At 34.7% G+C, this 25,980-nt stretch carries 32 protein-coding genes, 1 pseudogene and 1 riboswitch; of the genes and pseudogenes, 24 read left to right on the top strand and 9 right to left on the bottom strand.

Features of this window, described 5'->3' with window-relative positions; genetic code table 11:
* Positions 1 to 4: 4 nt before the first annotated feature.
* A complete protein-coding gene (locus tag AAIE21_RS06865; RefSeq protein WP_343266083.1) occupies positions 5 to 565 on the bottom strand; it encodes an isochorismatase family protein in 561 nt (186 codons plus the stop codon).
* Between the two features lie 374 nt (positions 566 to 939).
* Here AAIE21_RS06865 and AAIE21_RS06860 point away from each other — a divergent pair, with 374 nt between their 5' ends.
* Entirely contained in the window at positions 940 to 1,200 is a 261-nt protein-coding gene (locus tag AAIE21_RS06860) for a DUF6123 family protein (protein WP_343266082.1), read from the top strand.
* A 2-nt stretch (positions 1,201 to 1,202) separates the two neighbouring features.
* Here AAIE21_RS06860 and AAIE21_RS06855 read toward each other — a convergent pair whose 3' ends face one another.
* The 3 genes from AAIE21_RS06855 to AAIE21_RS06845 all read right to left on the bottom strand — a co-directional run bounded on the left by AAIE21_RS06855 (position 1,203) and on the right by AAIE21_RS06845 (position 3,625).
* A complete protein-coding gene (locus AAIE21_RS06855) occupies positions 1,203 to 2,108 on the bottom strand; it encodes a DMT family transporter (RefSeq protein ID WP_343266081.1) in 906 nt (301 codons plus the stop codon).
* A 14-nt stretch (positions 2,109 to 2,122) separates the two neighbouring features.
* Positions 2,123 to 2,509 carry a reverse transcriptase-like protein gene (locus tag AAIE21_RS06850; RefSeq protein WP_343266080.1) on the bottom strand — a complete coding sequence of 129 codons (387 nt, stop codon included), beginning with the start codon at positions 2,507 to 2,509 and terminating at the stop codon, positions 2,123 to 2,125.
* Positions 2,510 to 2,752: 243 nt separating this feature from the next.
* The gene (locus tag AAIE21_RS06845) at positions 2,753 to 3,625 is read right to left on the bottom strand and encodes an aldose 1-epimerase family protein (RefSeq protein WP_343266079.1); all 873 of its coding nucleotides are present in this window, start codon (positions 3,623 to 3,625) and stop codon (positions 2,753 to 2,755) included.
* Between the two features lie 131 nt (positions 3,626 to 3,756).
* A riboswitch (PreQ1 riboswitch) is annotated at positions 3,757 to 3,801 on the top strand.
* Between the two features lie 6 nt (positions 3,802 to 3,807).
* Here AAIE21_RS06845 and AAIE21_RS06840 point away from each other — a divergent pair.
* The 3 genes from AAIE21_RS06840 (at position 3,808) to AAIE21_RS06830 (ending at position 5,297) form a co-directional block, all read left to right on the top strand.
* Complete coding sequence (locus tag AAIE21_RS06840) at positions 3,808 to 4,293, top strand: QueT transporter family protein (protein WP_343266078.1); 486 nt, start codon at positions 3,808 to 3,810, stop codon at positions 4,291 to 4,293.
* A 155-nt stretch (positions 4,294 to 4,448) separates the two neighbouring features.
* A complete protein-coding gene (locus AAIE21_RS06835) occupies positions 4,449 to 5,108 on the top strand; it encodes a ribonuclease H family protein (protein ID WP_343266077.1) in 660 nt (219 codons plus the stop codon).
* A 12-nt stretch (positions 5,109 to 5,120) separates the two neighbouring features.
* On the top strand, positions 5,121 to 5,297 hold the full coding sequence (locus AAIE21_RS06830; protein WP_343266076.1) for a zinc-finger domain-containing protein: 177 nt from the start codon (positions 5,121 to 5,123) through the stop codon (positions 5,295 to 5,297).
* Between the two features lie 34 nt (positions 5,298 to 5,331).
* On the opposite strand, the gene AAIE21_RS06825 is transcribed toward AAIE21_RS06830, so the two are convergent.
* The gene (locus tag AAIE21_RS06825) at positions 5,332 to 5,580 is read right to left on the bottom strand and encodes a DUF2564 family protein (protein ID WP_343266075.1); all 249 of its coding nucleotides are present in this window, start codon (positions 5,578 to 5,580) and stop codon (positions 5,332 to 5,334) included.
* A gap of 119 nt (positions 5,581 to 5,699) precedes the next feature.
* Entirely contained in the window at positions 5,700 to 5,897 is a 198-nt protein-coding gene (gene cspB / locus AAIE21_RS06820; protein WP_343266074.1) for a cold shock-like protein CspB, read from the bottom strand.
* 268 nt (positions 5,898 to 6,165) lie between these two features.
* On the opposite strand from cspB, the gene AAIE21_RS06815 reads away from it, so the two are divergent.
* The 7 genes from AAIE21_RS06815 to AAIE21_RS06785 all read left to right on the top strand — a co-directional run bounded on the left by AAIE21_RS06815 (position 6,166) and on the right by AAIE21_RS06785 (position 12,379).
* The gene (locus AAIE21_RS06815; protein ID WP_343266073.1) at positions 6,166 to 6,894 is read left to right on the top strand and encodes a YqcI/YcgG family protein; all 729 of its coding nucleotides are present in this window, start codon (positions 6,166 to 6,168) and stop codon (positions 6,892 to 6,894) included.
* Between the two features lie 196 nt (positions 6,895 to 7,090).
* The gene (locus tag AAIE21_RS06810) at positions 7,091 to 7,723 is read left to right on the top strand and encodes a LysE family transporter (protein WP_343266072.1); all 633 of its coding nucleotides are present in this window, start codon (positions 7,091 to 7,093) and stop codon (positions 7,721 to 7,723) included.
* Positions 7,724 to 7,742: 19 nt separating this feature from the next.
* Positions 7,743 to 8,036, top strand: coding sequence for a cytoplasmic protein (locus AAIE21_RS06805; protein ID WP_343266071.1), 294 nt, complete (start codon positions 7,743 to 7,745; stop codon positions 8,034 to 8,036).
* Between the two features lie 84 nt (positions 8,037 to 8,120).
* Positions 8,121 to 8,750, top strand: a complete 630-nt coding sequence (locus AAIE21_RS06800) for a sterol desaturase family protein (RefSeq protein ID WP_343266070.1) — start codon at positions 8,121 to 8,123, stop codon at positions 8,748 to 8,750.
* Positions 8,751 to 8,941: 191 nt separating this feature from the next.
* The gene (locus AAIE21_RS06795) at positions 8,942 to 9,283 is read left to right on the top strand and encodes a DUF485 domain-containing protein (protein ID WP_343266069.1); all 342 of its coding nucleotides are present in this window, start codon (positions 8,942 to 8,944) and stop codon (positions 9,281 to 9,283) included.
* A gap of 2 nt (positions 9,284 to 9,285) precedes the next feature.
* Complete coding sequence (locus AAIE21_RS06790) at positions 9,286 to 10,836, top strand: solute symporter family protein (RefSeq protein WP_343266068.1); 1,551 nt, start codon at positions 9,286 to 9,288, stop codon at positions 10,834 to 10,836.
* Between the two features lie 187 nt (positions 10,837 to 11,023).
* Positions 11,024 to 12,379 carry an aspartate aminotransferase family protein gene (locus tag AAIE21_RS06785; protein ID WP_343266067.1) on the top strand — a complete coding sequence of 452 codons (1,356 nt, stop codon included), beginning with the start codon at positions 11,024 to 11,026 and terminating at the stop codon, positions 12,377 to 12,379.
* A 57-nt stretch (positions 12,380 to 12,436) separates the two neighbouring features.
* Here AAIE21_RS06785 and AAIE21_RS06780 read toward each other — a convergent pair whose 3' ends face one another.
* Positions 12,437 to 12,925 carry a DinB family protein gene (locus AAIE21_RS06780; protein WP_343266066.1) on the bottom strand — a complete coding sequence of 163 codons (489 nt, stop codon included), beginning with the start codon at positions 12,923 to 12,925 and terminating at the stop codon, positions 12,437 to 12,439.
* 158 nt (positions 12,926 to 13,083) lie between these two features.
* Positions 13,084 to 14,241: a cation:proton antiporter gene (locus AAIE21_RS06775; protein ID WP_343266065.1), complete on the bottom strand. Its 1,158-nt coding sequence runs from the start codon at positions 14,239 to 14,241 to the stop codon at positions 13,084 to 13,086.
* Between the two features lie 297 nt (positions 14,242 to 14,538).
* Here AAIE21_RS06775 and AAIE21_RS06770 point away from each other — a divergent pair, with 297 nt between their 5' ends.
* Positions 14,539 to 15,372 (top strand): MerR family transcriptional regulator, encoded by an 834-nt coding sequence (locus AAIE21_RS06770; protein ID WP_343266064.1) that lies wholly within the window; start codon positions 14,539 to 14,541, stop codon positions 15,370 to 15,372.
* 99 nt (positions 15,373 to 15,471) lie between these two features.
* Positions 15,472 to 16,827, top strand: a complete 1,356-nt coding sequence (locus AAIE21_RS06765; protein ID WP_343266063.1) for an MATE family efflux transporter — start codon at positions 15,472 to 15,474, stop codon at positions 16,825 to 16,827.
* Between the two features lie 19 nt (positions 16,828 to 16,846).
* Here AAIE21_RS06765 and AAIE21_RS06760 read toward each other — a convergent pair whose 3' ends face one another.
* The gene (locus tag AAIE21_RS06760; RefSeq protein WP_343266062.1) at positions 16,847 to 17,524 is read right to left on the bottom strand and encodes a DUF421 domain-containing protein; all 678 of its coding nucleotides are present in this window, start codon (positions 17,522 to 17,524) and stop codon (positions 16,847 to 16,849) included.
* 180 nt (positions 17,525 to 17,704) lie between these two features.
* Between AAIE21_RS06760 and AAIE21_RS06755 the strand changes: the two genes are divergently transcribed.
* The 11 genes and pseudogenes from AAIE21_RS06755 (at position 17,705) to AAIE21_RS06705 (ending at position 25,954) form a co-directional block, all read left to right on the top strand.
* Positions 17,705 to 18,286: a YdcF family protein gene (locus AAIE21_RS06755; RefSeq protein WP_343266061.1), complete on the top strand. Its 582-nt coding sequence runs from the start codon at positions 17,705 to 17,707 to the stop codon at positions 18,284 to 18,286.
* A gap of 112 nt (positions 18,287 to 18,398) precedes the next feature.
* Entirely contained in the window at positions 18,399 to 18,716 is a 318-nt protein-coding gene (locus tag AAIE21_RS06750; RefSeq protein ID WP_343266060.1) for a magnetosome magnetite crystal formation protein family, read from the top strand.
* Positions 18,717 to 18,844: 128 nt separating this feature from the next.
* Positions 18,845 to 19,579, top strand: a complete 735-nt coding sequence (gene nfsA / locus AAIE21_RS06745) for an oxygen-insensitive NADPH nitroreductase (protein WP_343266059.1) — start codon at positions 18,845 to 18,847, stop codon at positions 19,577 to 19,579.
* A gap of 158 nt (positions 19,580 to 19,737) precedes the next feature.
* Positions 19,738 to 20,709: an ArsR/SmtB family transcription factor gene (locus AAIE21_RS06740; RefSeq protein WP_343266058.1), complete on the top strand. Its 972-nt coding sequence runs from the start codon at positions 19,738 to 19,740 to the stop codon at positions 20,707 to 20,709.
* Positions 20,700 to 21,509, top strand: a complete 810-nt coding sequence (locus tag AAIE21_RS06735) for an ABC transporter permease (RefSeq protein WP_343266057.1) — start codon at positions 20,700 to 20,702, stop codon at positions 21,507 to 21,509. The genes AAIE21_RS06740 and AAIE21_RS06735 overlap by 10 nt, the downstream gene beginning before the upstream one ends.
* A 12-nt stretch (positions 21,510 to 21,521) precedes the next feature.
* Complete coding sequence (locus AAIE21_RS06730) at positions 21,522 to 22,505, top strand: ABC transporter ATP-binding protein (protein ID WP_343266056.1); 984 nt, start codon at positions 21,522 to 21,524, stop codon at positions 22,503 to 22,505.
* Between the two features lie 2 nt (positions 22,506 to 22,507).
* A complete protein-coding gene (locus AAIE21_RS06725) occupies positions 22,508 to 23,305 on the top strand; it encodes an ABC transporter permease (RefSeq protein WP_343266469.1) in 798 nt (265 codons plus the stop codon).
* A 17-nt stretch (positions 23,306 to 23,322) separates the two neighbouring features.
* The gene (locus AAIE21_RS06720) at positions 23,323 to 23,751 is read left to right on the top strand and encodes an NUDIX hydrolase (RefSeq protein WP_343266055.1); all 429 of its coding nucleotides are present in this window, start codon (positions 23,323 to 23,325) and stop codon (positions 23,749 to 23,751) included.
* Positions 23,752 to 23,940: 189 nt separating this feature from the next.
* The gene (locus AAIE21_RS06715) at positions 23,941 to 24,603 is read left to right on the top strand and encodes a GNAT family N-acetyltransferase (RefSeq protein WP_343266468.1); all 663 of its coding nucleotides are present in this window, start codon (positions 23,941 to 23,943) and stop codon (positions 24,601 to 24,603) included.
* A 200-nt stretch (positions 24,604 to 24,803) separates the two neighbouring features.
* Entirely contained in the window at positions 24,804 to 25,352 is a 549-nt protein-coding gene (locus tag AAIE21_RS06710; protein ID WP_343266054.1) for a sigma-70 family RNA polymerase sigma factor, read from the top strand.
* Positions 25,345 to 25,954 (top strand): annotated as a pseudogene (locus AAIE21_RS06705) (PH domain-containing protein). The gene AAIE21_RS06710 and the pseudogene AAIE21_RS06705 overlap by 8 nt, the downstream one beginning before the upstream one ends.
* Positions 25,955 to 25,980 lie beyond the last annotated feature (26 nt).

The raw sequence follows: 25,980 nt of genomic DNA, 5'->3' as shown, positions 1-25,980 counted from the left end.
TTTTCTACTCACGATATTGATTATGAATAGGGGAAAATAAATCTTCCTCGACATCTCTAACAATAGAAAAATGATCGACATTATAATGACCATGTAGTGTTTTATTGTGATGTTCAATAATTTGCTGGGCTGATAAAATCGTAGAATCATTTGTGGAATGACCGTTTTTGATTAAGGTGACATCAAATCCCTGTACAGTTGCTGTTCTAACGGCAGTATCAATACAATGCTCGGTTTTACAACCACCTATAACAAGATGACCAATTTCTTTCTCTTTTAAAATCGTATGTAAAGAGGTGTTATAAAATGAATTGGTTGCTTGTTTGTCTATGATTTGTGCTACATGCGGAATTCTGATTTCCTCATGTACTTGAAATCCTTTCCCCATGCCGGAAGCGACATCAGTATCCCTGACGAAAATAATAAGAGCATTTGCTTGAAGTGCTTTTTGAATGGCTATATTTATGTTCGTTAATAATTGCTCTTTATGAAATACTGCAGTTTCTTGTTCGTTACCGTCAATCAGTTCTTGCTGTGCATCAATGATTAATAGTGCTTGTTTCATTAAATATCCCCTTTTCAATTAAAATGTATGAATTTCTGTTAACCTCGTTATTTGTAGGCAACTATCCTTTCAGTTTAAGTCCCAAATAGGACAATTAAGATAGATGGGACGTGAAAAAAGTTAACGTTAATCTAGGTTCACTATGTCTATTTCTAGATGCTGTAAGTGAATCCTTTTTATTGGTGGATTTATTTTAAAATGTAGTTTAATTATCTGGTTAGGACTATATTTGAATTTTCTTGCGATAGTAATGTTATTTTTATCTATTAGGAAATCAAGAAATTTAAGAAAGATTGTCAAAGAAAATGCATTCTCATAAAGCCTTAAAACATGTATGATAGGAAGTGGAGAATTTTTTGGTAGGTGGGAACAGCATGCAAACAGTACAAGATTATCTGTCATTCTTACACACAAAAGGATTTAAATTATCAGAGGATGCACAAGGGTTTATTATGTTTGGTCAAGGATATACAGGTGCATCTGATGGGCTTGTGAATGCAGCGATTGAGGCAACAATTAAACATCAATTGCAATTTGATGGCAGTTATTTTATCGCTTTATTAGAACGATTAAAGGAAGAGAAAATTACTGATAAAAAAAGCGCAAAGGCTTTTATGCGGATGTTACAAGCGTAACATCACGCAGCCTGCGCTTCTTTTTTTGTTTTTGAAGGAAGTTCAACAAAGATCATACCTAAGAAAATACAAAGACAACCAAGCACTGCGGAAATGGAAAGCTGTTCGTTTGCGACAAGTACACCTGTCAATGCGGCAAAGACAGGCTCCATTGCGAAAATAATGGCAACTCTTGTTGGGGATATATGTTTTTGTGCAGCTGTTTGAATAAAAAAGGCGATTGATGTTGCAAATAGGGATGTTGCAAGTAGAGCAAATAAAAAAGCAGAATTGGTCCATAAAGAGAGTGAAAATAATTTCTCCCAATCCTCAAATAAAAAAGCACAGATGGAAGAGAAAATTCCAACAGATAATACTTGGGCTGTGCTTAGTAATAAAGGTGAGATTTTTTTGGAAAAGAACCCGTTAATGAGAATATGTGCTGCAAAGGCAATTGCACAGCCGAGAACGAGTATATCACCAATATTCAATTGAAAAGAGTCACCAGCGGTTAGTAAATATAAGCCAGCTGTTGCAGCGGTAATGCCAAGTATGATAAAAGGTGTAGCTCTTTGTTTTAAAAAGATAAATGAAAGAATTGGAACCATAACAATACTGAGTCCAGTTAAAAATCCTGCTTTAGAAGAAGTGGTATAGAGTAATCCAAATGTTTGTAATAAATAACCGACAAATAAGAAAAATCCGACAATTAAACCAGCAATACTACTATGTTGAATTTCTTGTTTTGAAGTTTTTTTCGAGAACGTGAATTGGACAAATAATAAAATGATTCCAGCAAATAAAAAACGAATACCATTGAAAGTAAATGGCCCAACAAATGACATTGCATTTTGAACGACAACAAACGTGGATCCCCAAATAAAGGAGACAAATAATAAAGCGAGAGGAGCAATCCATCCTTTTTTCATACTAAAAACCCCCATTAATTTTGTAAAATGGCTTTTCTAGCTAATTCATCGGCAACTTTGTTTTGACTACTTGGAATCCATTTTATAAAGAAAAGATCAAACCTTTTGATGTACGCTAGTGCTTCTTCTAAAAGTGGTGCATATGTTTTGTTTTTTGCATATTCTTTTTCTATAGCACGTTCAACAAGCTGTGAATCTGTACGAAAAGATACAATGCTATAATTATGTTCTGTGCAATATTTTAATGCGGCGAGTAATGCATGATATTCGGCTTCATGGTTAGACATGATTCCAAGTGGTAGTGATAATTGCACAGCTGGCTGCACACCTTTAATAAAAACCCCAGCACCAGAAGGACCCGGATTTCCTTTGGATGCACCATCAATATATACTTCAATCAAGATTGACAACCTCCATTATTATATAGCGTTAGCTGATAATAATCCCTCACCTAATTTTAAAGGTGAGGGATTGAATATGAAAAATGCACTTTACCCCGCATTAACGTGCAGTAAGCCCCCCACCTCAAAATTCAGCAAAAACAAAGAAGTTAGGTGGGAGAGGGGCTGCCCGTAAAAGCCCGATTCGTGATGGCTAATAATCAGTGGGGGATGAAGAAAACCCTCATTGATTAAAGTTTCACTTTATCCAATTGTAATGCTGTAGCGGCATGTGAATGTTTCATTCGCTTGTAAGAATTGTACGCCTTTTTTCTCTTTGAAATCTTTTGCTGGTTCAACTTCATCGGCAATTCCATACCAAGGTTCGATACATAAAAAAGGAGCATCATTACCTGGTGTCCAAACACCAACGAATGGGAACCCTTCAAATGCTACTTTTACAAACTTATTATGTTTATGAGAGCGAATAGAAATTTCGTTTGTATCCATATTTTCAAAAATAAGGGCATCATTTTTGAATAAATCGTATGTAAGTGGTAACTCTGCTTTGTTTTCAACAATTAGTTGTTTTTCTTTTGAAAGAAACGGTCCTTCTAGAACGCTTGTTTCTAAATGTTCAGGGCCATTAAATGATAAGTGGTAGTCTGTAAATGATTCACCTTCTACTAAAGGACAATTGAAGCCTGGATGTGCTCCGATAGAAAAGAACATTTCTTTTGAAGTAGGGTTAATCACTTCATAAGTAACATGTATGTTTTGCTCATCTAGTTCATAAGATACAAGTAGCTCAAACTCGTACGGATATTTTTCTAAAGTTTCTTGATTGCTAGTCACAGCATATGTAATCTTTGTTTCGTTTTGCTCTTTTACCGAGAATATAAGATCGCGAGCAAAGCCGTGTTGTGTCAATGAATAAGGTTTACCATCTACATGATATGTATTGTCCACTAATCTACCGACGATCGGGAATAAAATTGGTGCACGGCGCCCCCAATATTTAGGATCTCCTTGCCACATATATTCTGTGTTGTCTTCTTTTAAGCGAACGCTTTGTAACTCTGCACCTTTTTCAGAGATGGAAACGATTACTTTTTCATTTTGAATTGTTGCTGTCATGAAGTGAAACCTCCTAAATCTTTCATATTTTCTATTATACGTTGTCTATAAGAAAAAAGGTAGTGAATGAGAAGAATCTATTGACGAATGGTTGACTATTGCGTACAATATAAAATTGTTGTTTAAAAACGAATCACGTGGTTCGAAACCATCCCACGGAAAAAAACTAAGGAGATTTTGTCATGAATATAAAAACATTAGTTGGTAATGGTATTTTAGCAGCGTTATATATTGCTGTTTCTGCACTTATTCAGCCATTTGGCTTTACGAATGTACAATTTCGTATTTCGGAGATGTTTAATCATCTCGTTGTATTTAATAAGAAATCAATTTATGGAATTGTCTTAGGTGTATTTTTAACAAATCTCTTTTTCTCACCTATGATTGCGTATGATTTAGTATTTGGAGTGGGACAATCTGTTCTTGCACTTCTTGCTACTATTATTTCCATGCGTTTTATTAAGGGTGTCTGGGCTCGGATGATTTTTAATACAGTTATCTTTACAGTTACCATGTTTATGATAGCGATTGAACTTCATCTTGCATTTGATTTACCATTCTTATTTACATGGCTTACATGTGCAGCCGGTGAATTTGTCGTAATGGCAATTGGTATGCCTGTTATGTATGGGATTAATAAACGTGTACAATTTAAGAGATTTATGTAAAATGTATTGAAAGAGTTGCTTGTGATGTAGCAACTCTTTTTTGTTATGTTATAAATAATAATTACCCCATTTTCATTCGCATACAATATTGTGTCTCTAGGTAAAATATATATTAAAATAAAAAGTATGAAGTCATATATATAAGGGGAAATAGTATGAAATACAAAATAACTTGGTTCTATAAAACAAAACATGGTCTTCAAACAGAATTAATAACAGATTATATGAACATAGAAGAAGCATTTCAATTTGCAACTGATTTTGAGAAAACTGGAAGAGTAAAGGAATTATTATTTTATGACGAAATGGGAGCGGAATGGACGCTAAAAGAGATGAAAAAGCTCAGTAAACAAATAGAAGAGGAGCCACAAGATATTCGCATTTACTTTGATGGGGGATATGATCTGGAAACGAAAGAGGCTGGAATTGGTATCTGTATTTACTATAAAAAAGGTCAGAAGGTGTACCGGATTCGTCGAAATGCTTATATAGACGGTATATATGATAATAATGAAGCGGAATACGCAGCATTATTATATGGAATGAATGTGCTAGAGGAATTAGGAATCAAATATGAACTGGTTACACTACATGGCGATTCTCAAGTCGTCCTTCAGCAATTAGCTGGAGAATGGCCGTGCTACGATGAACATTTGAATCATTATTTAGATCAGATTGAACAAAAAGCAAAGAAGATGAAATTAAAGCTTGTTTGTGAACCAGTAGCAAGAAAACAAAATAAAGAAGCGCATCAATTGGCAACGCAAGCATTAGAAGGAACAGTAATTGACAGTCATAAAGAAATAACCGAATAGAGAGGTGCAGAGGTGAAGAAAAAGCAGCTCATTACAGAGGTGAATGATTTACTAGAAACATACTGCGAAGGATGTTTTTTACAGGAACATTATCGGAAAACGCATAGTAAGTACTATGCCCATTCTTTTTGTATTCGGCAATGTACTGTTGGAGAGAAGTTGAAAAAATATGGAGATCAATTATCATAAGAAAGCATCCAGAGGTAAATCTCTGGATGCTTTTTTAGTGCTTAGCTTCTTTCAATTGATGTTCGCATAGACTTAATTTTTTTTCTTCGTTCATTAAAAAAGGCTCATCTAAATCTGTTGCAACAGATTTCATTGTTTCAAGTTGAGAGCGTGCAGATTCAACTGCATTAGTCGCATGTTCCAGTGATTCTGGATCCATTGTAATTGTCGCAGAACCTACCATTTTTTGTGCTGTTTCTACGCGGAATTTTACTTCTTCAAAATCATTTACATGGGAACCCAATCTCCATTCCTCCTTTGTATTCTGTCACATTTCACATAGTTTTTACTCTGTAAAAGAGAAATATACAAAGGAATAACAAAGGAGGTTACCGATTAGGCAACCTCCTGTTATATGTGGGATTAAAGTTTTACTACGTTAGCAGCTTGAGGTCCACGGTTTCCTTCAGTGATATCGAAAGATACTTCTTGACCTTCTTCTAAAGCTTTGTAGCCGTCGCCTTGAATAGCTGTGAAATGTACGAATACATCGTCAGCGCCTTCAATTTCGATAAATCCAAAACCTTTTTCGTTGTTAAACCATTTTACTTTTCCTTGCATGTTACAATTCCTCCTAAAAACGATTACTTTTTCATTTAGTGAAGTTCATTTGAAATATTTGCGAATCCATAAAACTGAAAATGCTATATTATCGAATATTCTGCTAAATGATATTTTAAATATACACGAAATGGTAGATTTTAGTCAAGTAAGCGGTTTTAAATTTTTGTATTTTTAAATAATTTTTCACACAAGTTTTTTTTATGGTATAGGACAAGCTTTTTTTCTAATATATTTAAGTGAATATTGTACATAATGAGGTGAGAGAATGAATCAGTCCTATTTATTAGATAATGAAGGAATGAAAAATAGGATAGATATACCAAGATGGGTTTCGCAAGAATTTGAAAAATTCTCCAACGTTGTACTAGATCCAACCTTTCCTTGCTATTTTGGTTTAACGGCTTTAAAGAAGAATGAACTTCGCTACTCATTCTTGTCTCATGATGATTGGAGTCATCTACCACAGACAATGCTTACTTTTTTACAGTTGATGAACGAACGACCCGTTGTAAGAAGAGGATTTTTTCTTTTTGTTGAGCCAGAACGTGAAGAATGCTCACTTGAACATTACCGAGCGTATTTTTGGAGGGTCCTACAATATTTACATGAAGAAGATAATCAATTATGGCCAAAGCAGATTCCAGAAAATCCAGATCATCATTTATGGGAATTTTCATTTGGCGGGGAGCCAATGTTTGCGTTTGGGAATGCTCCAGCTTATAAACAAAGAAAAACGAGACATTTAGGGAACTCGCTTATTATTGGATTTCAGCCACGAATCATATTTGACGGATTAGAAGGAGATCGGCCGAAAGGTTCGTACTCAAGACAAATGGTTAGAGAACGAGTTGAAAAATGGGACCAATTGCCAAAACACCCGAATATTAGTCATTACGGCGATCCGAATCACCGTGAATGGAAGCAATATTTTATTGGAGATGACATTGAGCCAATCGAAGGGAAATGTCCATTTCATCATAAAGTGAAGAAATGAAGGCCGCCATAAAAAAAGTGCACCCCGATTGTTAGACTGTGTCTAACAATCGGGGTGCACTTCAAAAGGAGCGGCTTTTTTGCATGTTTTGGATAAAAAAGGGCATTTTATATATGTATATTTTTCATAAAATCTAGTCTATTTTTAACAATATTCTCATTAGTTAATAGTAAAAAGATATAGAAAGGATATAGCGATGATTGGAGCAATTATACAGCAATTTATACTAGGAATTTCATTAGCTGCACCAGTAGGACCGATTAATATTGAAATGTTAAAAAGAGGGATTGAACGTGGTTTTTGGCATGCTTGGCTTGTTGGGATAGGGGGGATGAGTGCAGATATTTTATTTATGCTTTTAATTTACTTTGGATTATCTTCTGTATTTATGTATACATATGTACAAGCATTTATGTATTGCATAGGTTTTTTCTTATTGTTTTATTTAGGATTTCAAAGTGTAAAACAAGGAATTTCACATTCAAATATGGAATATAAACAAGAAGAGGTAGGTGGACTTCGCCAATCCTTTATGGCAGGGTTTTTAATTGCGGTATCTAATCCGTTAAATCTTGTTTTTTGGTTTGGTGTATATGGGAGTACACTTAATTCGCTGCTTACGAAGGTAACAAAACAAGAGGCTTTTTTATATAGTCTTTGCATCATTGGAGGCATTATTTTGTGGAATTTAAATATTGCCTTTTCTGTTCACTTTGGACGAACATTGCTTAAGCCAAAGGCACTCGGTTATATTACAGCGGGAGCTGGCTTTATCTTAGTCGGGTATTCGATTCATTTTGCATATAAAGCATTACAGTTGTTCATATAAGACTAAAGGGGAGATTTTTATGTATCGAACCACAGTTAATGGAAAAGAAATTATCATTACATTAGCACCAAAGATTCGAAAAGAAGTAACGGATAGGGATCCTTTATATGAAGCCATTCTTCAAACTGTTGAAAGATTACTTCAAACAAAGCAACCAACATTTGCTGTAAATCATGAAATATTGGGACTTATTATTGGAGAGGTACAGAGAGGAGAAGTAACTGTCTTTGCAGTTGAACACATTATACCGAGACAAAATATATTTGGTTCGCAAAATTTTTTCTCTACAATAGAACAGCGAGCAAATTTGTAATCTAAAGAGAATAATATAGATAGGAAAAGAAACGGTCGTAACGATATGTTACGGCTGTTTGTTCGAAGAAAGGGGATAGGGTGAATGAAAAGAGTATGGAAAGAGTTTTTTTTGCAACATGATATTATCATTATGTTTGGAGTACTAATTCTTTTTATCATTATTTTGCAAATGCAATTATTTACAGGGATAGCGGCTATATCATGCCTTGCGGGGATCATTTTTTATACAATTAATGAATATGTGACACATCGGTTTTTGTTTCATATGAAACCTCCTAAGAATCCATTTCTACTGAAAATGTTAAAGAGATTACATTATGATCATCATGTGTATCCTGATGATTTAAAACTATTATTTTTACCAGTTTGGTATAGCATGCCAGGGTTTGCGATTTATTTGTTCATTGTGTATGGAGTGACAAATCATGTAACGATTACACTTTCATTTGGAATGGGAATGATTGTTATGCTGCTTGTGTATGAGTGGAAACATTATATCGCACATAGGCCAATACGGCCATCGACTCGTTTTGGTAGATGGTTAAAAAAACAGCATATATTGCATCATTATAAGAATGAAAATTATTGGTTTGGAGTGTCGAACCCAGTGTATGATTTTTTATTTGGTACGTATAAAAATGGGAAAGATGTTGAATTAAGTAAGACGGCACGCGATCTAGAGAAAGAGAAAAATCAAGAAGTAGTACGATAAACGTTTCCTTTATTTCACAAAAATATATTAAAAAATTGAAAAAATATGACGAAAAATGTCTAGCGAAAAATCTTTGCAGAGAAGGAAAGATTGTCTAAAATTAAGTATAAGTTTCTGAATATTTATAAAATTTAGTTTTTTGTTATACGAAGGGATTGGATTTAAAGAATGAGGGAGAGGTGACAGAGGAAATGAAACGAGATGATAGTTCAGCACGCAAGTTGCAAAGTGAGGTAAATTATACAGAAGTCGTTCAGTCAGCAGAATTTCAAGCACTGTTAGAAAAGAAACGGAAATTCATTGTTCCGATGAGTATTTTCTTTTTGAGCTTTTTTATCGCACTACCTATTTTGACATCGTATTCAAAAGTATTAAATACATCAGCATTTGGCGATGTGACGTGGGCTTGGATTTTTGCCTTTGCCCAATTTATTATGACATGGGCATTATGTATGATGTATAGCAAAAAAGCGGAATCGTTCGACAGGGCTTCACAACAAATTCTTCAAGATATACAAAAAGGGAGGGGATAATCTTGAACGTAACGGCGTTTGCACTCTTTTTAATCATTGTTCTTGGTACACTCGTCATAACATACTTTGCATCGAAAAAAACGAAAAATGCGAGCGAGTTTTATACGGCAGGAGGAGGCTTGACTGGATGGCAAAATGGTCTGGCCATTGCGGGAGATTATATGTCAGCTGCTTCTTTTCTAGGAATTGCAGGAGCAATTGCATTAACTGGATTTGATGGTTTCTTTTATAGCATAGGTTTTCTTGTTGCTTATTTAGTTGTATTATACCTTGTTGCCGAACCGCTTAGAAACTTAGGGAAATATACATTAGCTGATATGATTGCAGCTCGTTTTGATGCGAAAAAAGTGCGCGGAGTAGCTGCTTTAAATACGATGACAATTTCAATTTTTTATATGATTGCCCAACTTGTAGGAGCAGGAGCACTTATTAAACTATTATTAGGAATTGAATATACGACATCGGTTTTAATTGTTGGAACGTTAATGACGGTGTATGTGATTTTTGGAGGTATGACAGCGACGAGCTGGGTACAAATTGTAAAAGCTGTCTTGCTAATGGCAGGGACATTTATTATTTCAGTAATTGTATTTGCTAAATTTAATTTTAGCGTAACTGAAATGTTTGCACAGATGAAAACTGCAACACCTCTAAAGGAAGCATTTTTAAATCCAGGAGTGAAGTATAAGGATGGATTAGATACGATTTCTTTAAACTTAGGTCTCGTTCTTGGAACAGCTGGTTTACCTCATATTCTCGTTCGCTTTTTCACTGTTCGTGATGCGAAAACAGCACGCCAGTCGGTTGTATATGCAACATGGTTAATTGGTGCGTTTTATATTATGACGATTTTCTTAGGATTTGGTGCAGCTGCATTTGTAGGGAATGCGGCAATTATTCAGGCAAACCCAGCTGGTAATATGGCAGCACCTTTATTAGCAAAAGCACTTGGCGGAGATTTCTTATTTGCTTTCGTTTCTGCAATTGCATTTGCGACGATTTTGGCCGTTGTGGCAGGTCTTGTTTTAACAGCAGCTTCAGCGTTTGCACATGATTTTTATAATGAGATTATTCGTAAAGGTAAGTCAACAGAAAAAGAACAAGTATCGATGGCACGCTATGCTTCGATTGGTGTAGCGGTATTATCTATTATTTTAGCGTTATTTGCTCAAACGTTAAATGTTGCATTCCTAGTATCATTAGCATTTGCGGTGGCTGCAAGTGCGAACCTACCAGTTATTTTATTTACAATTTATTGGAAACGTTTTAATACAACAGGAGCTATTTGCGGAATGGTTGTTGGTTTAGTTTCAGCTATCGTATTAGTGGCACTAAGCCCGAATGTCTGGAGTCCTGAAGCCGGGAAAGCAATCTTTGTTGGAGAAGCGTTATTCCCTTACACAACACCTGGGATTATTTCTATTCCACTTGGATTTTTAGCAGCATACTTAGGGACAATCTTCTCAAGTAAGAAAGAAGATGCAGCGAAATTTGATGAAATTCTTGTTAAATCTAACACAGGTCATGGGGTTAGTGATGTATCTGCGCATTAAGCAGAAAAAGAGCTTTCCAGTTGGATGGAGAGCTCTTTTATTTTGAAATTTCGCTTAAAAATATTACTATGCAGTTGGTAGGATTTGTTTCGTTCATGTGGAATGAAAATAAATAGGGAAAAGTTTTACCTCATCATGGCACCAGTGCAGCTTGAAGAAATATAAGTTGTTTTGGAAGGTGGAATGTATGGTGAAAACAAAACAAACAGATGTGTTATTAGAAAAGGATGAAAAGTATGTGTGGCATGGCATGCGCCCTTTTAGCCCAAATAGCACAATGGTTGGGGCTAAAGCCGAAGGATGTTGGGTGGAAGATATAGAGGGTAAAAGATACTTAGATGGTATGAGTGGGCTTTGGTGTGTGAATAGTGGATACGGAAGAAAAGAGCTTGCTGAAGCAGCGTATGAGCAATTGCAAACATTATCATATTTTCCAATGTCACAATCACATGAACCGGCAATTCGACTTGCTGAAAAGTTAAATGAATGGCTTGAAGGAGAATATGTCATTTTCTTCTCAAATAGTGGATCAGAAGCAAATGAAACAGCATTTAAAATTGCTCGTCAATATTATGCATATAGGGGGGAACCACACCGTTATAAATTTATATCACGTTATCGTGGTTATCATGGGAATACAATGGCAGCGATGGCAGCTACAGGACAGGCACAGCGGAGGTATCAATATGAGCCATTTGCTTCAGGTTTCTTACATGTGACGCCGCCAGACTGTTACCGAATGCCAGAGATTACATCACAAAATATTTATGATGTAGATTGTGTGAAAGAAATTGATCGTGTTATGAAGTGGGAATTAAGTGAAACGATAGCTGGATTTATTATGGAGCCAATTATTACGGGCGGAGGTATTTTGATGCCACCGCAAGATTATATGAAAGCCGTTCATCAGACATGCCAAAAACATGGCGCATTATTAATTAGTGATGAAGTCATCTGTGGTTTTGGGCGCACGGGAAAAGCGTTTGGTTTTATGAATTACGATGTGAAACCTGATATCGTTACAATGGCAAAAGGGATTACAAGTGCATACTTACCATTATCGGCAACAGCAGTGAAAAAAGAAATTTATGAAGCATTCAAAGGCACAGGAGAATATGAATTTTTCCGTCATATTAACACGTTTGGTGGCAATCCAGCTGCTTGTGCGTTAGCGCTTAAAAACTTAGAGATTATGGAAAATGAAAATTTAATTGAGCGTTCTGCACAAATGGGATCTCTCTTATTAGAACAGTTAAAAGAAGAGATTGGGGATCATCCACTTGTTGGAGATATTAGAGGGAAAGGGTTGCTTGTTGGAATTGAAATGGTAAGTGATAAAGTAACAAAGGATCCAATTGATAATACTAAAATTACAAGTGTAGTAAACATTTGTAAGGAAAAGGGACTAATCATTGGACGTAATGGAATGACAACAGCAGGCTACAACAACGTTTTAACAATAGCACCGCCTCTTATTATTTCGAGTGAAGAAATTGCTTTTGTTGTCGGTGTATTGAAGACAGCGATGGAACGTATTGTATAAAGGAATAGAAAAGCGAGCCGAAGAGGATAGGGGCTCGCTTTTTCGCGTATCGTTTTACTAATGAACACCGTGTTCGCTATTCCAATTCCCCTGTTGCTTACGAATAGAGATAATTTGTCCAATATGATAAGCATTATGAATTGTAAAGTTTAGTAGAACAGAGGTCCATGTTTCTTCGTCTTCCGCTGATCGCGGTAGGTCGAGTTTTGTTTCATCACAAGTATGTAAAGCGGTTTGCCACTTGTCCATAATCGTATCAATTTGGGCGACTGTAGAATTCCAATCTAAATTTCTTGTATTTTGAAATGTATCATCATTCGTTTCGATATGCTCTTGAACAGAAGAACCATAAAATCGCTTTAGAATGCGATCGTTCCAGAAAATTAGATGATTAACGATTTCCCAAATAGAATTTGTCCCATCTGTATTTTTCCAAGCAGCTTGTTCTTCTGTAAGGCCATCGAGTGCACTTTGTAGTGAGACAAACCAATTGTTTTCATTATGACAAGCAAGAAGTTGCTCTAAAAAAATATCTTTACGATTCATAAAATACCTCCAAAAGAATTTATAATGATACATATATGTTTCATTCGCTTTTTTAGAGGCATATTCCTATTTTCTGTATAAATAAAAAAACGAGATGATTGTCTTTTGAAGAGAATCATCTCGTTCTTATATTATGAAACTAGTACTCTACATAGTTACTATGCACTTTGTTTTAATTGCTTATCTTTTACACCGAAAGAATATTTTAACATTGGTGGTGTAATCATTGTTGTTAAAATAACGACGATAACGATTGCTGTAAAGTAATCTTGTGCTAGTAGTCCAGAAGTAAGTCCTTGCCCCGCGATGATAAGAGCGACTTCACCGCGTGAAACCATTCCAGATCCAATGATTGTAGAAGATTGTAAGTCAAATCCAGTCATTCGTGCACCAAGTCCGCAACCAATTAGCTTCGTTAACACAGCAATGATTGTTAATGCTAAGATAAACCATACTTTATCTCCGATACCTGCAAACGTAATGTTCATACCGATGCTTACAAAGAAGATCGGAACGAACATTGCATAAGCAATTGGCTCTACTTTCTTTTCTACTTCATGTTTATAATCTGTTTGAGAAATCGCAATACCAGCTGCGAATGCACCGATAATTCCAGCGATTCCTAGTATTTCACCAAAGTATGCGAAAGCGAAACAAATGATAAGAGCTGCACTAATGATAGATTCTGATACACGTAGTGGTGATAACCAACGCATAATCATCGGAACGCCTTTCCATCCAATTAAGATAATGGAAGCAAAGAAGACAACTTTTTTCAAGATAATCATAGTTAGGCTCACATCACCTGCACCTAAGAAGCTCATGGCGAAGGCTAGTAAAATAACGACAAGAATATCATCAAATACAGCAGCTCCTAGCATCGTTGTGCTTTCTCGTGTCTTCATTTTTCCTAAGTCGCGAAGTGTTTGTACAGAAATACTAACACTTGTTGCACATAGAAGTAATCCTAAAAAGACAGCATTTGCTTGATCCATACCAATGACAAGTCCTGCAACATAACCACCTACAAATGGAAGAATAATACCTCCCATAGCAACTGCTAAAGAAGAATTACGATTTTCATTTAGTTCTTTTAAATCTGTTTCGAGACCAGCCATAAACATAAGGAGAATAACTCCAACTTGACTTAACTGTGTGAGTAAATCTGAATTGTTAACCCATCCTAATACAGCTGGACCGATTATAATACCAACGATTAATTTTCCAAGCACAGAAGGTTGGCCTAATCTAACACTAATGTCACCAGCGATTTTTGTACTTAATAAAATTAACGCAATTTGAAAGAAAAATTCCATCTCATCTCCCCTTTTCATTTTTGTTTTTATTATACGATTTCTCGGAGTTTGCTTAATGTAATACTATGTAAAACACATTAAACAAGAGGTCTTTGTACAGGTTCTTTTGAACTTGTAATTTGAACCTGTAATAAATATATAATAACTTTCAAGAAAAATCAATGTTAAATTGGCAGATTTTCATTGCGGATGCTTCATTTTGAATAAGGAATATATGCCTATATAATGAAGGATAAGAAAAAGAAAATAAATTTGTTTGCAGGAATAAATTTATTTGAAAGAAACGGAGTAGGAAATATGTTATTGAATCAACGTTTTACAATTGGTGAAATGGCAAAAATGCATAATATTGCGGAATCAACGTTACGTTATTACGATGAAAAAGGTATTTTTCATCCATCCATTGTTGATCCACAAACAAATTATCGATACTATACAATCGATCAATTTTCACTTTTAGATACAATTAAATTTTTACGGCAGTTAAATATTTCGTTAAAAGAAATCAAGACATATATTGATGAAAGAAATCCACCTTATGCTTTAAAGTTGCTGGAAAAACAGCAAGAAATGATGTTGAAGAAACAAAGGGAAATTGAATATGCATTGGCGAAAATGAATCGTAAAATTGAAATGATGAAAGAAGCTACTGCTTCAAAAGCGAATCATGTGACATTTAAAAAAATACCAAAGAGAAAAATTACAGCGTTAACTATTGCACCGAATATAACGGATGATATGTTTGAGTATTATATCCATTCACTTCAAAAAAATATGAAGCAAATAGATGATAGTTTATTTTCAGGGGACCTAGGTGTGACAGTATCAAAAGAAGGATTACTTCAAAAAAGATTTCAATCATATAACAGTGTCTTTATTCTTCTTGAGTATATGCCGTTTCAAATTACTACTTCAGATGAAATTAAAGAAGGGATGTTCGCTTGTGCTTATCATCATGGACCATATGAAGAAACGGATGGAACTTATAAGAAGCTGTTAAGGGATATCAAGGAAAAAGGATATGAAGTATCTGGAGATGCAATTGAACTCGCTTTAATTGACTGGTCTGTGACAGAGAATCCAGAAGAGCAAGTTACAGAGATACAAATTCCAGTAATAAAAAGGAAGTAAGAGGTTGTATAACAAAAATGTATTTTAAATTCTCGCTTGACCTTCAAGTTACTTGAAGGTTTAAAATGTGAACAGAGAATTGTAAAGGAGCACTTTGTTATGGAAACAACTGAGAAATTAAGAGAAAAACCAATAAAAAGTTTATTTATATCGTATTTAATACCAGCGGTTCTTGGAATGGTATTAATGTCGGTGAACATTGTAATCGATGCAGTTATGATTAGTAGGGGCGTCGGAGCGAATGGCTTAGCGGGAGTAAACGTTGCTGTCCCGGCCTTTTCCATTTTCTTCTCTATATCATTGTGGATTGGAATGGGCGGGGCTACACTATACTCGATAGCATTAGGTGAAAATAAAATAGAGCGAGCGCGGTCTATCTTTACGCAATCGATGATAGTGGCAGTTGTAATTGTGGGTATATTAATGGCTATTTGTTTATGGAGAATAGAAGATTTAGCTTATTTATTTGGAGCGAATGAAGTAATTCTACCGTATGCATTAGACTATTTAACAGTATTATTAACATTTGGAATGATATACGTATTAGAAAATATTTTAAGTACGTTTATACGAAACGATGGAAACCCAAATTTAGCGATGGCAGGGCTTGTTGTAACAGCGTTGTTAAATATTGTATTTGATTATATCTTTATTTTTATGTTTGGTTGGGGTGTCACAGGAGCAGCGGCAGCGACTATTCTATCAGCAGCAATTGGTTTTCTTGTGCTATTAAGCCATTTCTTTAGAAAAAGTAGTATTTTAAAATGGACGAAATTTCATTTTGAATGGGATACAGTCAAACAAATTATGGTGATTGGTTTTCCGAGTTTTACCACAGAAATAACAGTAGCGATTGTAACAATTGGATTTAATATAGCCTTTATTCAATATGCAGGGGAATTAGGTGTTGCTTCATACGCGATGGTCAATAGTATTCACTCCATGACACTATTATTGTTCTTTGGTGTTGGAGCAGCTTTACAACCAATTGCAAGTTTTCATTATGGGGCAAATTTACCTGAACGGTTGAAAGAAGGGCTACACTTTGCAGTAAAAACAGCTGTTGCACTTGGATGTGTAGCGATTGTAATTGGATTATTCTTTGGGAAATACATTATCGGTCTATTTGATGTCCAATCAACAGAATTACTTACACTAACTGTAACGGGAATCAGTCTTTTCTTTATTCAATATGTATTTTTAGGTTATAACATTGTATATGGAGAATATTTTCAGTCAGTAAGACAAACGAGGAAGTCAGTTTTTATTATTTTGAGCCGTGGTTTATTATTTATCATTCCATTACTATGGATTATGCCAAAGTTGTTTGGTATAAACGGAATTTGGCTTGTAATGCCAGTCGCAGAGTTGTTAACAGCGATTATCGTATTTGGAATGAATCGTATTTCTCATCCTGTATCAGTACGGAATATAGAAAGAGAGCATGTAGTATGATAGAAATCCCCTTAATTTATTAAGAGGATTTCTTATTTTTTAAGCTAATTGTAAAAGAGCCATCTGTTTCTTGAACAGAAGCAAATGCAATGTTTTGGATGTCTTCAAATCCTTTTTTTAGTAACTCATTACGGAGCCATTTCTCATTTTTATGGATTAATTTTAAATTATCATATTGGATATGCGCATCAACAATAAGGGCGATTGGTAGACCGGCATAAGTAACATCCATATGCATATCTTTAGGAGTAAGAGGAACAAGTTCTCTTTTTGGTAAAATACTAATTGCGCCATTTGCTTCTAAAATCGCATATTCGATTTCACTTACGCTAGGATATCCCGCTACTCTAAGGTTAGAAAGCAACTCAGCTATTGGATATCTACTTTGTTTTAAGTTCTCGAATAGAATATTTCCATGTTTAATTAGAATCGTAGGTTGACCAAGGATAAAACGATTGAGCTTATTTAGTAAACTAAGTTTCGTAATGAAAAGGTGAAGACATGTAATAACAATCATACCAACAACACCTTCCCATATCCCATCAACTGGTATAGCTTGAAATGCTAGATAGGATAAAAAAATAATGGCACCAAAATCATGTGGTGTAAGCTGTGCCAATGCTGATTTTCCTAATAGTTTAATCGCTATAATAAACAATAAAAAAAAGAATGTTACATTACATAAAAAAGCAATCAATGTCTACACCTCTTATATAAAATTCATGCTGTAAATTATGTATACGTTACTCAATATTCCCATATTGATTATAAATATTACCTTTTGAGGATAAATAAGGGTGAATTGGAAATTTGAGATATACAAATGAACAAGTGGATATTATGATGGGAATATAGAGAAAAATAGGAGTATGTGTAGATGTTAAAGAAGAAAAAAATTATTAAGTATAGCTTAATTTTAATTATGATCGTAGTAGGTTATATGAGTATTTTACAATATAACATTTATAAGCATGGTCATATGAAAGCGCCGGATGATGCAGACTACATGATTCTTTTAGGGGCGAAGGTGAAAGGAACGGAGCCTTCTTATTCTTTACGATATCGCATTGATAAAGCAGCGGAATACTTGAAGGCACACGAACAGACGATTGTGATAGTATCCGGCGGTAAAGGAAAAGGAGAAGATATTTCGGAAGCGCTAGCTATGAAGCAAGGGTTAATGAAGCAGAATATTGCAGAACAAAGAATTATTATGGAAGATCGTTCAACAAATACAGACGAGAATATTGAATTTTCAAAGGCGCTTATTCCAGCAAATAAGAAAAAAGGGATGATTGTTACAAATGATTTTCATGTATTTCGTGCCAAAAAAATTGCTGAGAAACAAGGGTTACAAGTAGATGGACTTTCTGCTAAAACGCCAAAGCCTATTATCATTCAGTCTAATGTTCGGGAATATTTTGCGATTACACAGTATTGGCTAATGAATCGCATATAGCGATAAATCTTACAAAAATGTAAGCTGAGTGAAAGGTAAAGCGATAGTATCTAAAGTAGTTGCATGACATAATAAAGGTAACAAAAACAACGAAACTTTAGAGGTGAATCGTATGAAAGGCAATAATATTTTATCTTCTCTTTGTTACTTTAGTCTTTTCTTTGCACCGTTTCTATTCCCAATCATTGTCTACTTTATTGCAGAAGATGATGTGAAGTATCATGCAAAAAAAGCATTGTGGACACATGTTTTCCCATTTGTAATTTTGTTCGGCGGGCTGGCACTTTCAGGTGTGTTTGGTTTAAGTTTTGGAGAATCTACGAGTGTTGGAATTGGAATTGTTATAACATATGTCGTCTTTGCAATTGTAGGAATCTATTATTTCATCTGGAACATTGTGAAAGGGATTAAAGTATTGAGAACAGCTTAATATGTAAAAAGGATCAATCGTAAAGATTGATCCTTTTGTATGATTATTTCTCGATGAGCATATCCTTTGTATGTAGGAAAAGATTGTGTTACTTATTGAGTATTCAGATTATAAAGGGTGGGGAAAGTATGAATGAAACGATACATACAATGGAACGACACACATCAGTCCGCAAATATAAAAATGAACCAATACAAAAAAATATAATCGAAAGAATGGTGCATGCAGCTCAGCATGCAGCATCATCACATTTTGTTCAAGCGTATTCGGTTATATATGTAACAGATGAAGCATTAAAGGTACAATTAGCAGAGCTATCTGGAAATCGGCATGTACAAGATTGTGCGGCATTTTTTGTTTGCTGCGCAGATTTGAAGCGTTTAGAAATAGCATGTGAGAAACATGAAAAAGAAATCAAACATGATAGCGTAGAGGACTTTATTGTAGCTACAGTAGACGCATCATTGTTTGCTCAAAACTTAGCACTTGCTGCAGAATCACTAGGATACGGTATTTGTTACATTGGAGGAATCCGTAATAATCCAGAAGAGGTGAGTGATTTGCTTCATCTGCCAGATAAAGTATATCCGGTGTTTGGAATGACAATTGGAGTGCCGAATGAAAGCCATGCAGTGAAACCGCGTTTACCAGTCGCAGCGATTTTACATGAAAACATATATGACGAAAATAAATATGATGAATTACTAGAAGAATATGATCAAACAACGAATGAATATTATAAGGGGAGATCTACGAATCAAAAAGATGTAACATGGACAGGATCAATGAGCGCTTTCATGTCAAAAGAGAAACGAATGCATATGAAGGAGTTTTTGAATAAAAAAGGGTTTAATAATAAATAAAGTTTGAAAAGCAAACCTGAAGGATGCAGGTTTGCTTTTTTTGTAGAAATATTTTAATTTTTTATTGACGTTTACATCGTAAATTGTTAATATACTGAATAATTTTGCAAAATTATAAAAATGATTCGATGGAAAACGAATTAAAGAGAGGAGAAATTATGTTACAAGTTACATCATGGTTTCAACGACATGTCAAAGTTGTATATTCACCATTTCGCGAAATGTTATTAAGTTTACATGTTTTATCTAATCCTGCCCATCACGTAAAACGATTAGAGTGGGCAGAGAATGTAATGAATCAAATGGATGAAGAGGAAAAAGAATTACTGCGGGAAATTAATAATGCAAGTGATGATTGGTTTCGTTTTATAGATTGGTGCTCTGAGTTTCAACAAGAAGCTTATGTAGAAGAAGGAATTGAAAAATTACGAGTAGCAGATAGAAAAACGTTTCAGGAAATGTTCCCAAATGCAGAAAAAGAAATCGTATGTGATTTTTTACTTCAGTATCATCAACGTTACTTTGCACGTGAGTTGTTTCGGATTGAACCATGGTTAGAGCAATCTGTATACGATGTGAAAGAAATAATGAAACAAAATCCGATGTCTCTTTCTAGAAAGTTGCATCCGAGATGTTTAATTGATGAAAAGGAGATAACCTTTTTAAAAGCCCGTACGTGGCAATATCGTTATGAGGATTTATCAGCAATTACGTTATATCCATCAACTTTTGTTGCGCCGCATTTATTAATAGATAACCTTATTTCAACACATATAAAGGTATATTATGAGGTGCAAATTGCATCATCATTTGCAGATGAGGTACCAAAGGATCTTTTAGGAATTCTACAAGCGATTTCAGATGAAACGAGATTAAAAATGCTTAGGGATTTATCCTTTCAAGCTTTTTGCACGCAGCAATTAACAGAGCGATATAGTCTTACAAAGTCAACGGTTTCAAACCATTTGAAAGTGCTAGAGTCTAGCGGACTTATTCAAAAAGAACGAAAAGGTTATTACGTATTTTATAAGACAAATCGAGAACGATTAGAACAAATTCGTGTTGATTTAGATCAATTTATGGATTTCCCAATTATCCAAAAATCAGAGGAGGGGAGAACATGTGGCTAACGTTTAGGGCTACATTTCGTCGTGATTTTTATACGATGCGTAGAGCATACCCATGGTCATTTTTTCTAGGGCATATTTTAAGTGGAGTATATATCGTATTGTTTGCTTATTTAACGTATCATTTTATGTTTCAAGGAAAGTTAGATGCGAATTTTGCAAAGTTAGGGAAGACGGATGATTATCTTTCTTACGTTATATTAGGAGCTGTTTTTTATTCTTTTGCTGTTTCTTTATTAATGATTGTGAGCCGGACGTTGATTACGGAACTTCGGGAAGGGACGCTAGATGTTTTATTGTTAACGCCATCATCTCGGCAAGGGTATTTTTTAGGAGCAGCTATGCAAGGGATATTGCGTGTGGGGCTGGAATTTTTCACGATTTTTATTTTTGGATTGTTTTTTGGATTACAGTTTCGAGAAGTAAATATAGCTGCAGTAGTTCTTTTATTGTTCGTTTTCTTGTTTGCTATATTTGCTCAAGCATTAATTCTTGGCGCTTTTATGCTCTATTTTCGTGATACATATTTAACACAAAATACATTGTTTATTTTTATGAGCCTTGTAAGTGGTGTGTTTTTTCCAGTAGGTTATTTGCCTGCATTTTTACAGCCTATGAGTGTGTTGATGCCGTTATCACATGGTTTATCAGCATTTCGATTGTGCATGATTGAGGGAGGAAATTTAGCTTCTATACGAATTGAACTGATGTGGTTATTCGGATTAGGAATTGTTTATTTTATTACGGGCGTATATGCGATGAAACGAATGGAAAAGTATGTGATTGAAAAACATTTTGCATAGGGGGGAATTTGTATGATACAAGCAAAGCAACTTGTGAAGCGGTATGAGGTGAAAGAAAAGATAGGTTTTTTTCGTAAAAAACGAAAAGTGGTTGAAGCGGTGAATGGATTAGATTTAACAATTCAAAAAGGTGAAATTGTAGGATTACTAGGTGTAAATGGAGCTGGGAAGACAACAACGATAAAAATGTTAGCAACGCTTCTGGAACCAACTGCAGGTACCATTGAAATTGACGGTATAGACAGCACAAAGCAAGATTTACTTGTAAAGAAAAAGATTAATATGATTGCAGGTGGTGAACGAATGTTATATTGGCGTTTAACAGGTAAAGAAAACTTGCAATATTTCGGGAGTTTGTATGGGTTAAAAGGAGCTGAATTAGAAGGTCGTATTCAGTTTCTCCTTGAGCAAGTAGAGCTGAAAGAAGCCGCTAATATGCCTGTAGAACGCTATTCAAAGGGAATGAAGCAACGTTTACAAATCGCAAGAGGTCTTATTAATGATCCAGACTATTTATTTCTTGATGAACCGACATTAGGACTCGATGCACCTGTAGCGAAAAAACTGAGAGAAATGGTATATCGCCTCGCGAAGGAAAAAAATAAAGGGATTTTGTTAACGAGTCATTATCTGGAGGAGGTAGAGGAGCTTTGTGATCGTCTTTATATTATTGAAAAAGGGCGACTTCTTTACGAAGGAACTCCAGAAAGCATTATTCAATCCATTGTCCGTGAATATCGTTTGGAAATTGTAATTCCAATAGTAAAGGATGAAGGGACAGAAAAGTTCGAGCATTCTTTAGGAATGAAGGAAATTCAATTTGAAAGAGAATATAAGGGTGAACATATACGATATCAACTAAAAGCATCCTTTGATATGACAACAACAGTATTATCACTATTAACAAAATATCAAATTCGTATCTTACAGTTAGAAACACATAAAGCAAGATTGGAAGACGCAATATTACAAATTGCAAATGAGGTGAGTGCGTGAATATGTTTTTGGCAGAATGGAAAAAAAGTCATCGCAATCATTTTCATAGTAAGATGGTTTATTTTTCTTTATTCATTTGGCCGGTGTTATTATTTGCCACTGCATATTTTTCAGTAAAGCCTTTTGATACCTCAAATAGTAGCCCGCTTGCCAAATGGATGGATCCGAAACAAATTAGTTTTTTCCTCATTACAGGTTATATTGGATATGTTTTCTTTTGGAGCCTTGTACAATCCGCGTGGCAAATGTCATGGGAACGTCAAAATGGAACACTTGAACTCATCTTTTTGACGCCAGCGTCGCGTGTATGGATGATGTATTGCCGAGCAGGAGCGAACTTAATAGAAGGTGTTTGGATGTTCACATTTTTTTCTATTCTAATTGCATTATTTCTAAATGATAGATCGATGCCACCAGTTGAAAATATTTTATGTGCCTTTATTATTTTATGTATTTCAGCTGTTGTGTGGGGGGGCTGCTTAAATACAATTTTCTTATTTTCACGAGATGCTAGCATTCTATTTACAATCTTGGAAGAACCGATGCAGTTTTTTGCTGGCGTACGGATACCGATTGTTGTATTACCGTTATGGGGAAAAATACTAGCAGCGTTATTTCCTTTAACATATGTACTTCAAATTTTTCGCTCATTATTAATGGAAGGGAAAAGGATTATAGATGTACTTCCAGAGTTAGGTTTATTAGCTAGCTTATTAATCGTTTTAATTGGAATATCATATGTGCTTGTTCGGAAAGCGGAGAAACATGCGAAGCGAACTGGGAATATGGTTTTATTTTAAAGAGTAGGGGAGAAAGAATGACAGTATTTCAAGGAGCAGCTGCATTATGTAGAAATGATGATGGGAAATTGTTAATGGTATTACAAGGACGCCCGGATGTAAAAGAAACAGAACTAAAATGGTCTATTCCATCTGGTGGAAAATTGGAAGAGGAAACATTTGAGGAGTGTTGTATACGGGAAGTAAAAGAAGAAACGGGATATGATGTACGTGTCATTAAAAGGGTGTATGAAAAGAAGGGCAATAGTAATGGATATGATGTTCATAGTATGTACTATGAGGTAGAAGTAATTGGAGGGAATAAAGAGATATGTGATCCAGATGGATTAATTTATGAAGTGGCTTGGAAAAGCAGTGAGGAAATAGAAGGTATTATCCTTTCTTTTCCAGAAGATAGGGAGTTATTGCAGAGATTCATAGATTGTACAGCAGGTGATGAAACTTAAGCTCTGATAATAGGAAAGGAAAGAAAAAAGATGATATACGAATTGCAGAAAGATCAGTTTATGAGTTGTAAGCATCTTCTAGACAAGGAAAGGCATATCGAAGTGGAAGCTATCATTGAAGGGAATAATTCGGGCCGCGTATTTGTTGACAATGCGAGCGAACCACGGTCTGGTTTAGTCTAGCTTGGAATTTTAGACGGTTTTGTATTTATTGGTGACGCAAATAATAAAACGTTTAATCTTGAAATACAAAAGATGTTAAGTGAACAAATTGCCCAAGAAGCAGCTCGAGTGGATTTGAAGTGGTTTGAAGGATTTGGTCACCAAGTAGGGTGGGATCGTACAATTAGAGAAATATTGTGTGAACAATCATACGAGGAATCTAATCAAAAAGTATACAAATTATATGAAGGTACGTACAAAGAATATGATGAACCAATTATTGATGAGACATATACAGTATTAAAAGTAACGAAGGAAAATCTTGTGACATACTCTTTGCTTGAACAATCATTTTTCGTTTCACAAATTATATCATTTTGGAATTCATTGGAATCATTTTTTGAAAAAGGAATTGGGTATGTGATTTTACATGAGAATCAAGTGGTGAGTTTTTGTTTTTCAGGATTTGTAAGCGGGAATATGCATGCGGTAAATATCGAGACTATTCTGGAACATAGAGGGAAGAATCTTGCCAAGAAAGTCGCACATACATTTGTTCAAGAATGTTTCAAAAAAGAGTATGTGCCCTATTGGGATTGTATGGAAGTGAATAAATCTTCAATTGCTGTGGCAGAGAGTTTAGGGTTTACCAATGTTTTTAATTATATTGTGTATGAGTATCAATTTTAAAGTGACTAAAGAAAATAAGAAATACCCCAAAGAAAAAAGAATGTATTTGTTCTTTTTCTGTTTGGGGTATTTTTTTGTTAAGATATATATGGAATTTTTAACATGAATTAAAAAAATTTACAAAAGTGATAGAAAAAGAGAATAAAATACCAATAGTAAGTAAAAGCAGCTGTTGAAGTAAGTAAGAGAGGAAGACGCATATGATTTTTGAATCTGAAAAAGATTTAATTATAGGTATGAAAAGGAGAAATCAAGGTGCTTTAAAAGAAGTAATTGATCAATATGGGAAACTCATTTTTTATATTATTCACAAAACACTCTGTACACCTAATGAAAAGCAATATATAGACGACTGTTATAATGATGTATTTACGATCATTTGGTTCAACATTGATCAGTTTGATATAGAAAAAAGGAATTTAAAATCTTGGATGATTGGGATTACGAAGTTAAAAGCATTGGAATATAGAAAGAAAGCTTATAAAGAAAGTATGGTAGTAAAAGAATTTGAAGTAGATAAGGGATGTCATGATTCCTACGAAGTGGAAGAAGAAGAGGAAATTAGGGCAATTATACAAGGTTTAAATGATAAAGATCGTTATATTTTTTTGAAGAGGTATATAGATGGATATTCGATTGAAGAAATATCGAAGGAATTACAAGTTACGGCAGATTACATATATAATCGCATCTCTAGAGGGAAGAAAAAAATCCAAAAATTATGGAAAGGTGGAATGCGACATGGATAAAAGAATGTTATCTATGTTAAATGAACTTCAATATTCAGAAGAAGAAATTATGCGGCTGAACAAGAAGCGAATGATTCTATAGAGATAGATAAGTATTATGTGAGAAATGGGGCGCTGTTAAGAAAATTAACAATACAAACGCTAGAAAAATCTATTCGTGAGGAATTAAAAGAGGATGAAGTGATAGAAAAGGAACTGTTAGTTGAAGAGGGTGGTATTGTAAACTATAAAGTTATTCCGAATTTATGGACTGCAGGTGCTGTCTTTTATTATTACGTTGTTTTAACAAATAAAAGGTTATTATTAAAAGGATTAGATTGTTATTATAAAAAAGTGAAAGAGCATGAAATTCCACTAGGTTCTATTGATGAGATATCTCAGAAGGAAGAAGAGCAAAACGTATACGGGATTAAAGTGAAAAGAATGTATATAAGACTAGGTAGTAAGGAACAGTGGGAAGAGTTACAAGAAATTATGTTATTACTAAAAGAGCGAGGGGTAAATAAAGGGAAATATAAAAATTTTGAAAAAATTTTTTGATTGGTTTTGCAATTTTTATTGTGGTAACCCAAGGGCTACTTTTGATGAAGTATATTTTGTAAGAAAAGCGGCTTATGTAAAGCTGCTT

It is taken from the genome of Paenibacillus sp. 102, from assembly GCF_039549175.1.
GTDB lineage: Bacteria > Bacillota > Bacilli > Bacillales > Bacillaceae_G > Bacillus_A.
Note: the sequence above shows the minus strand (reverse complement) of the source record. Positions and strands in the feature narration are given on the sequence as shown.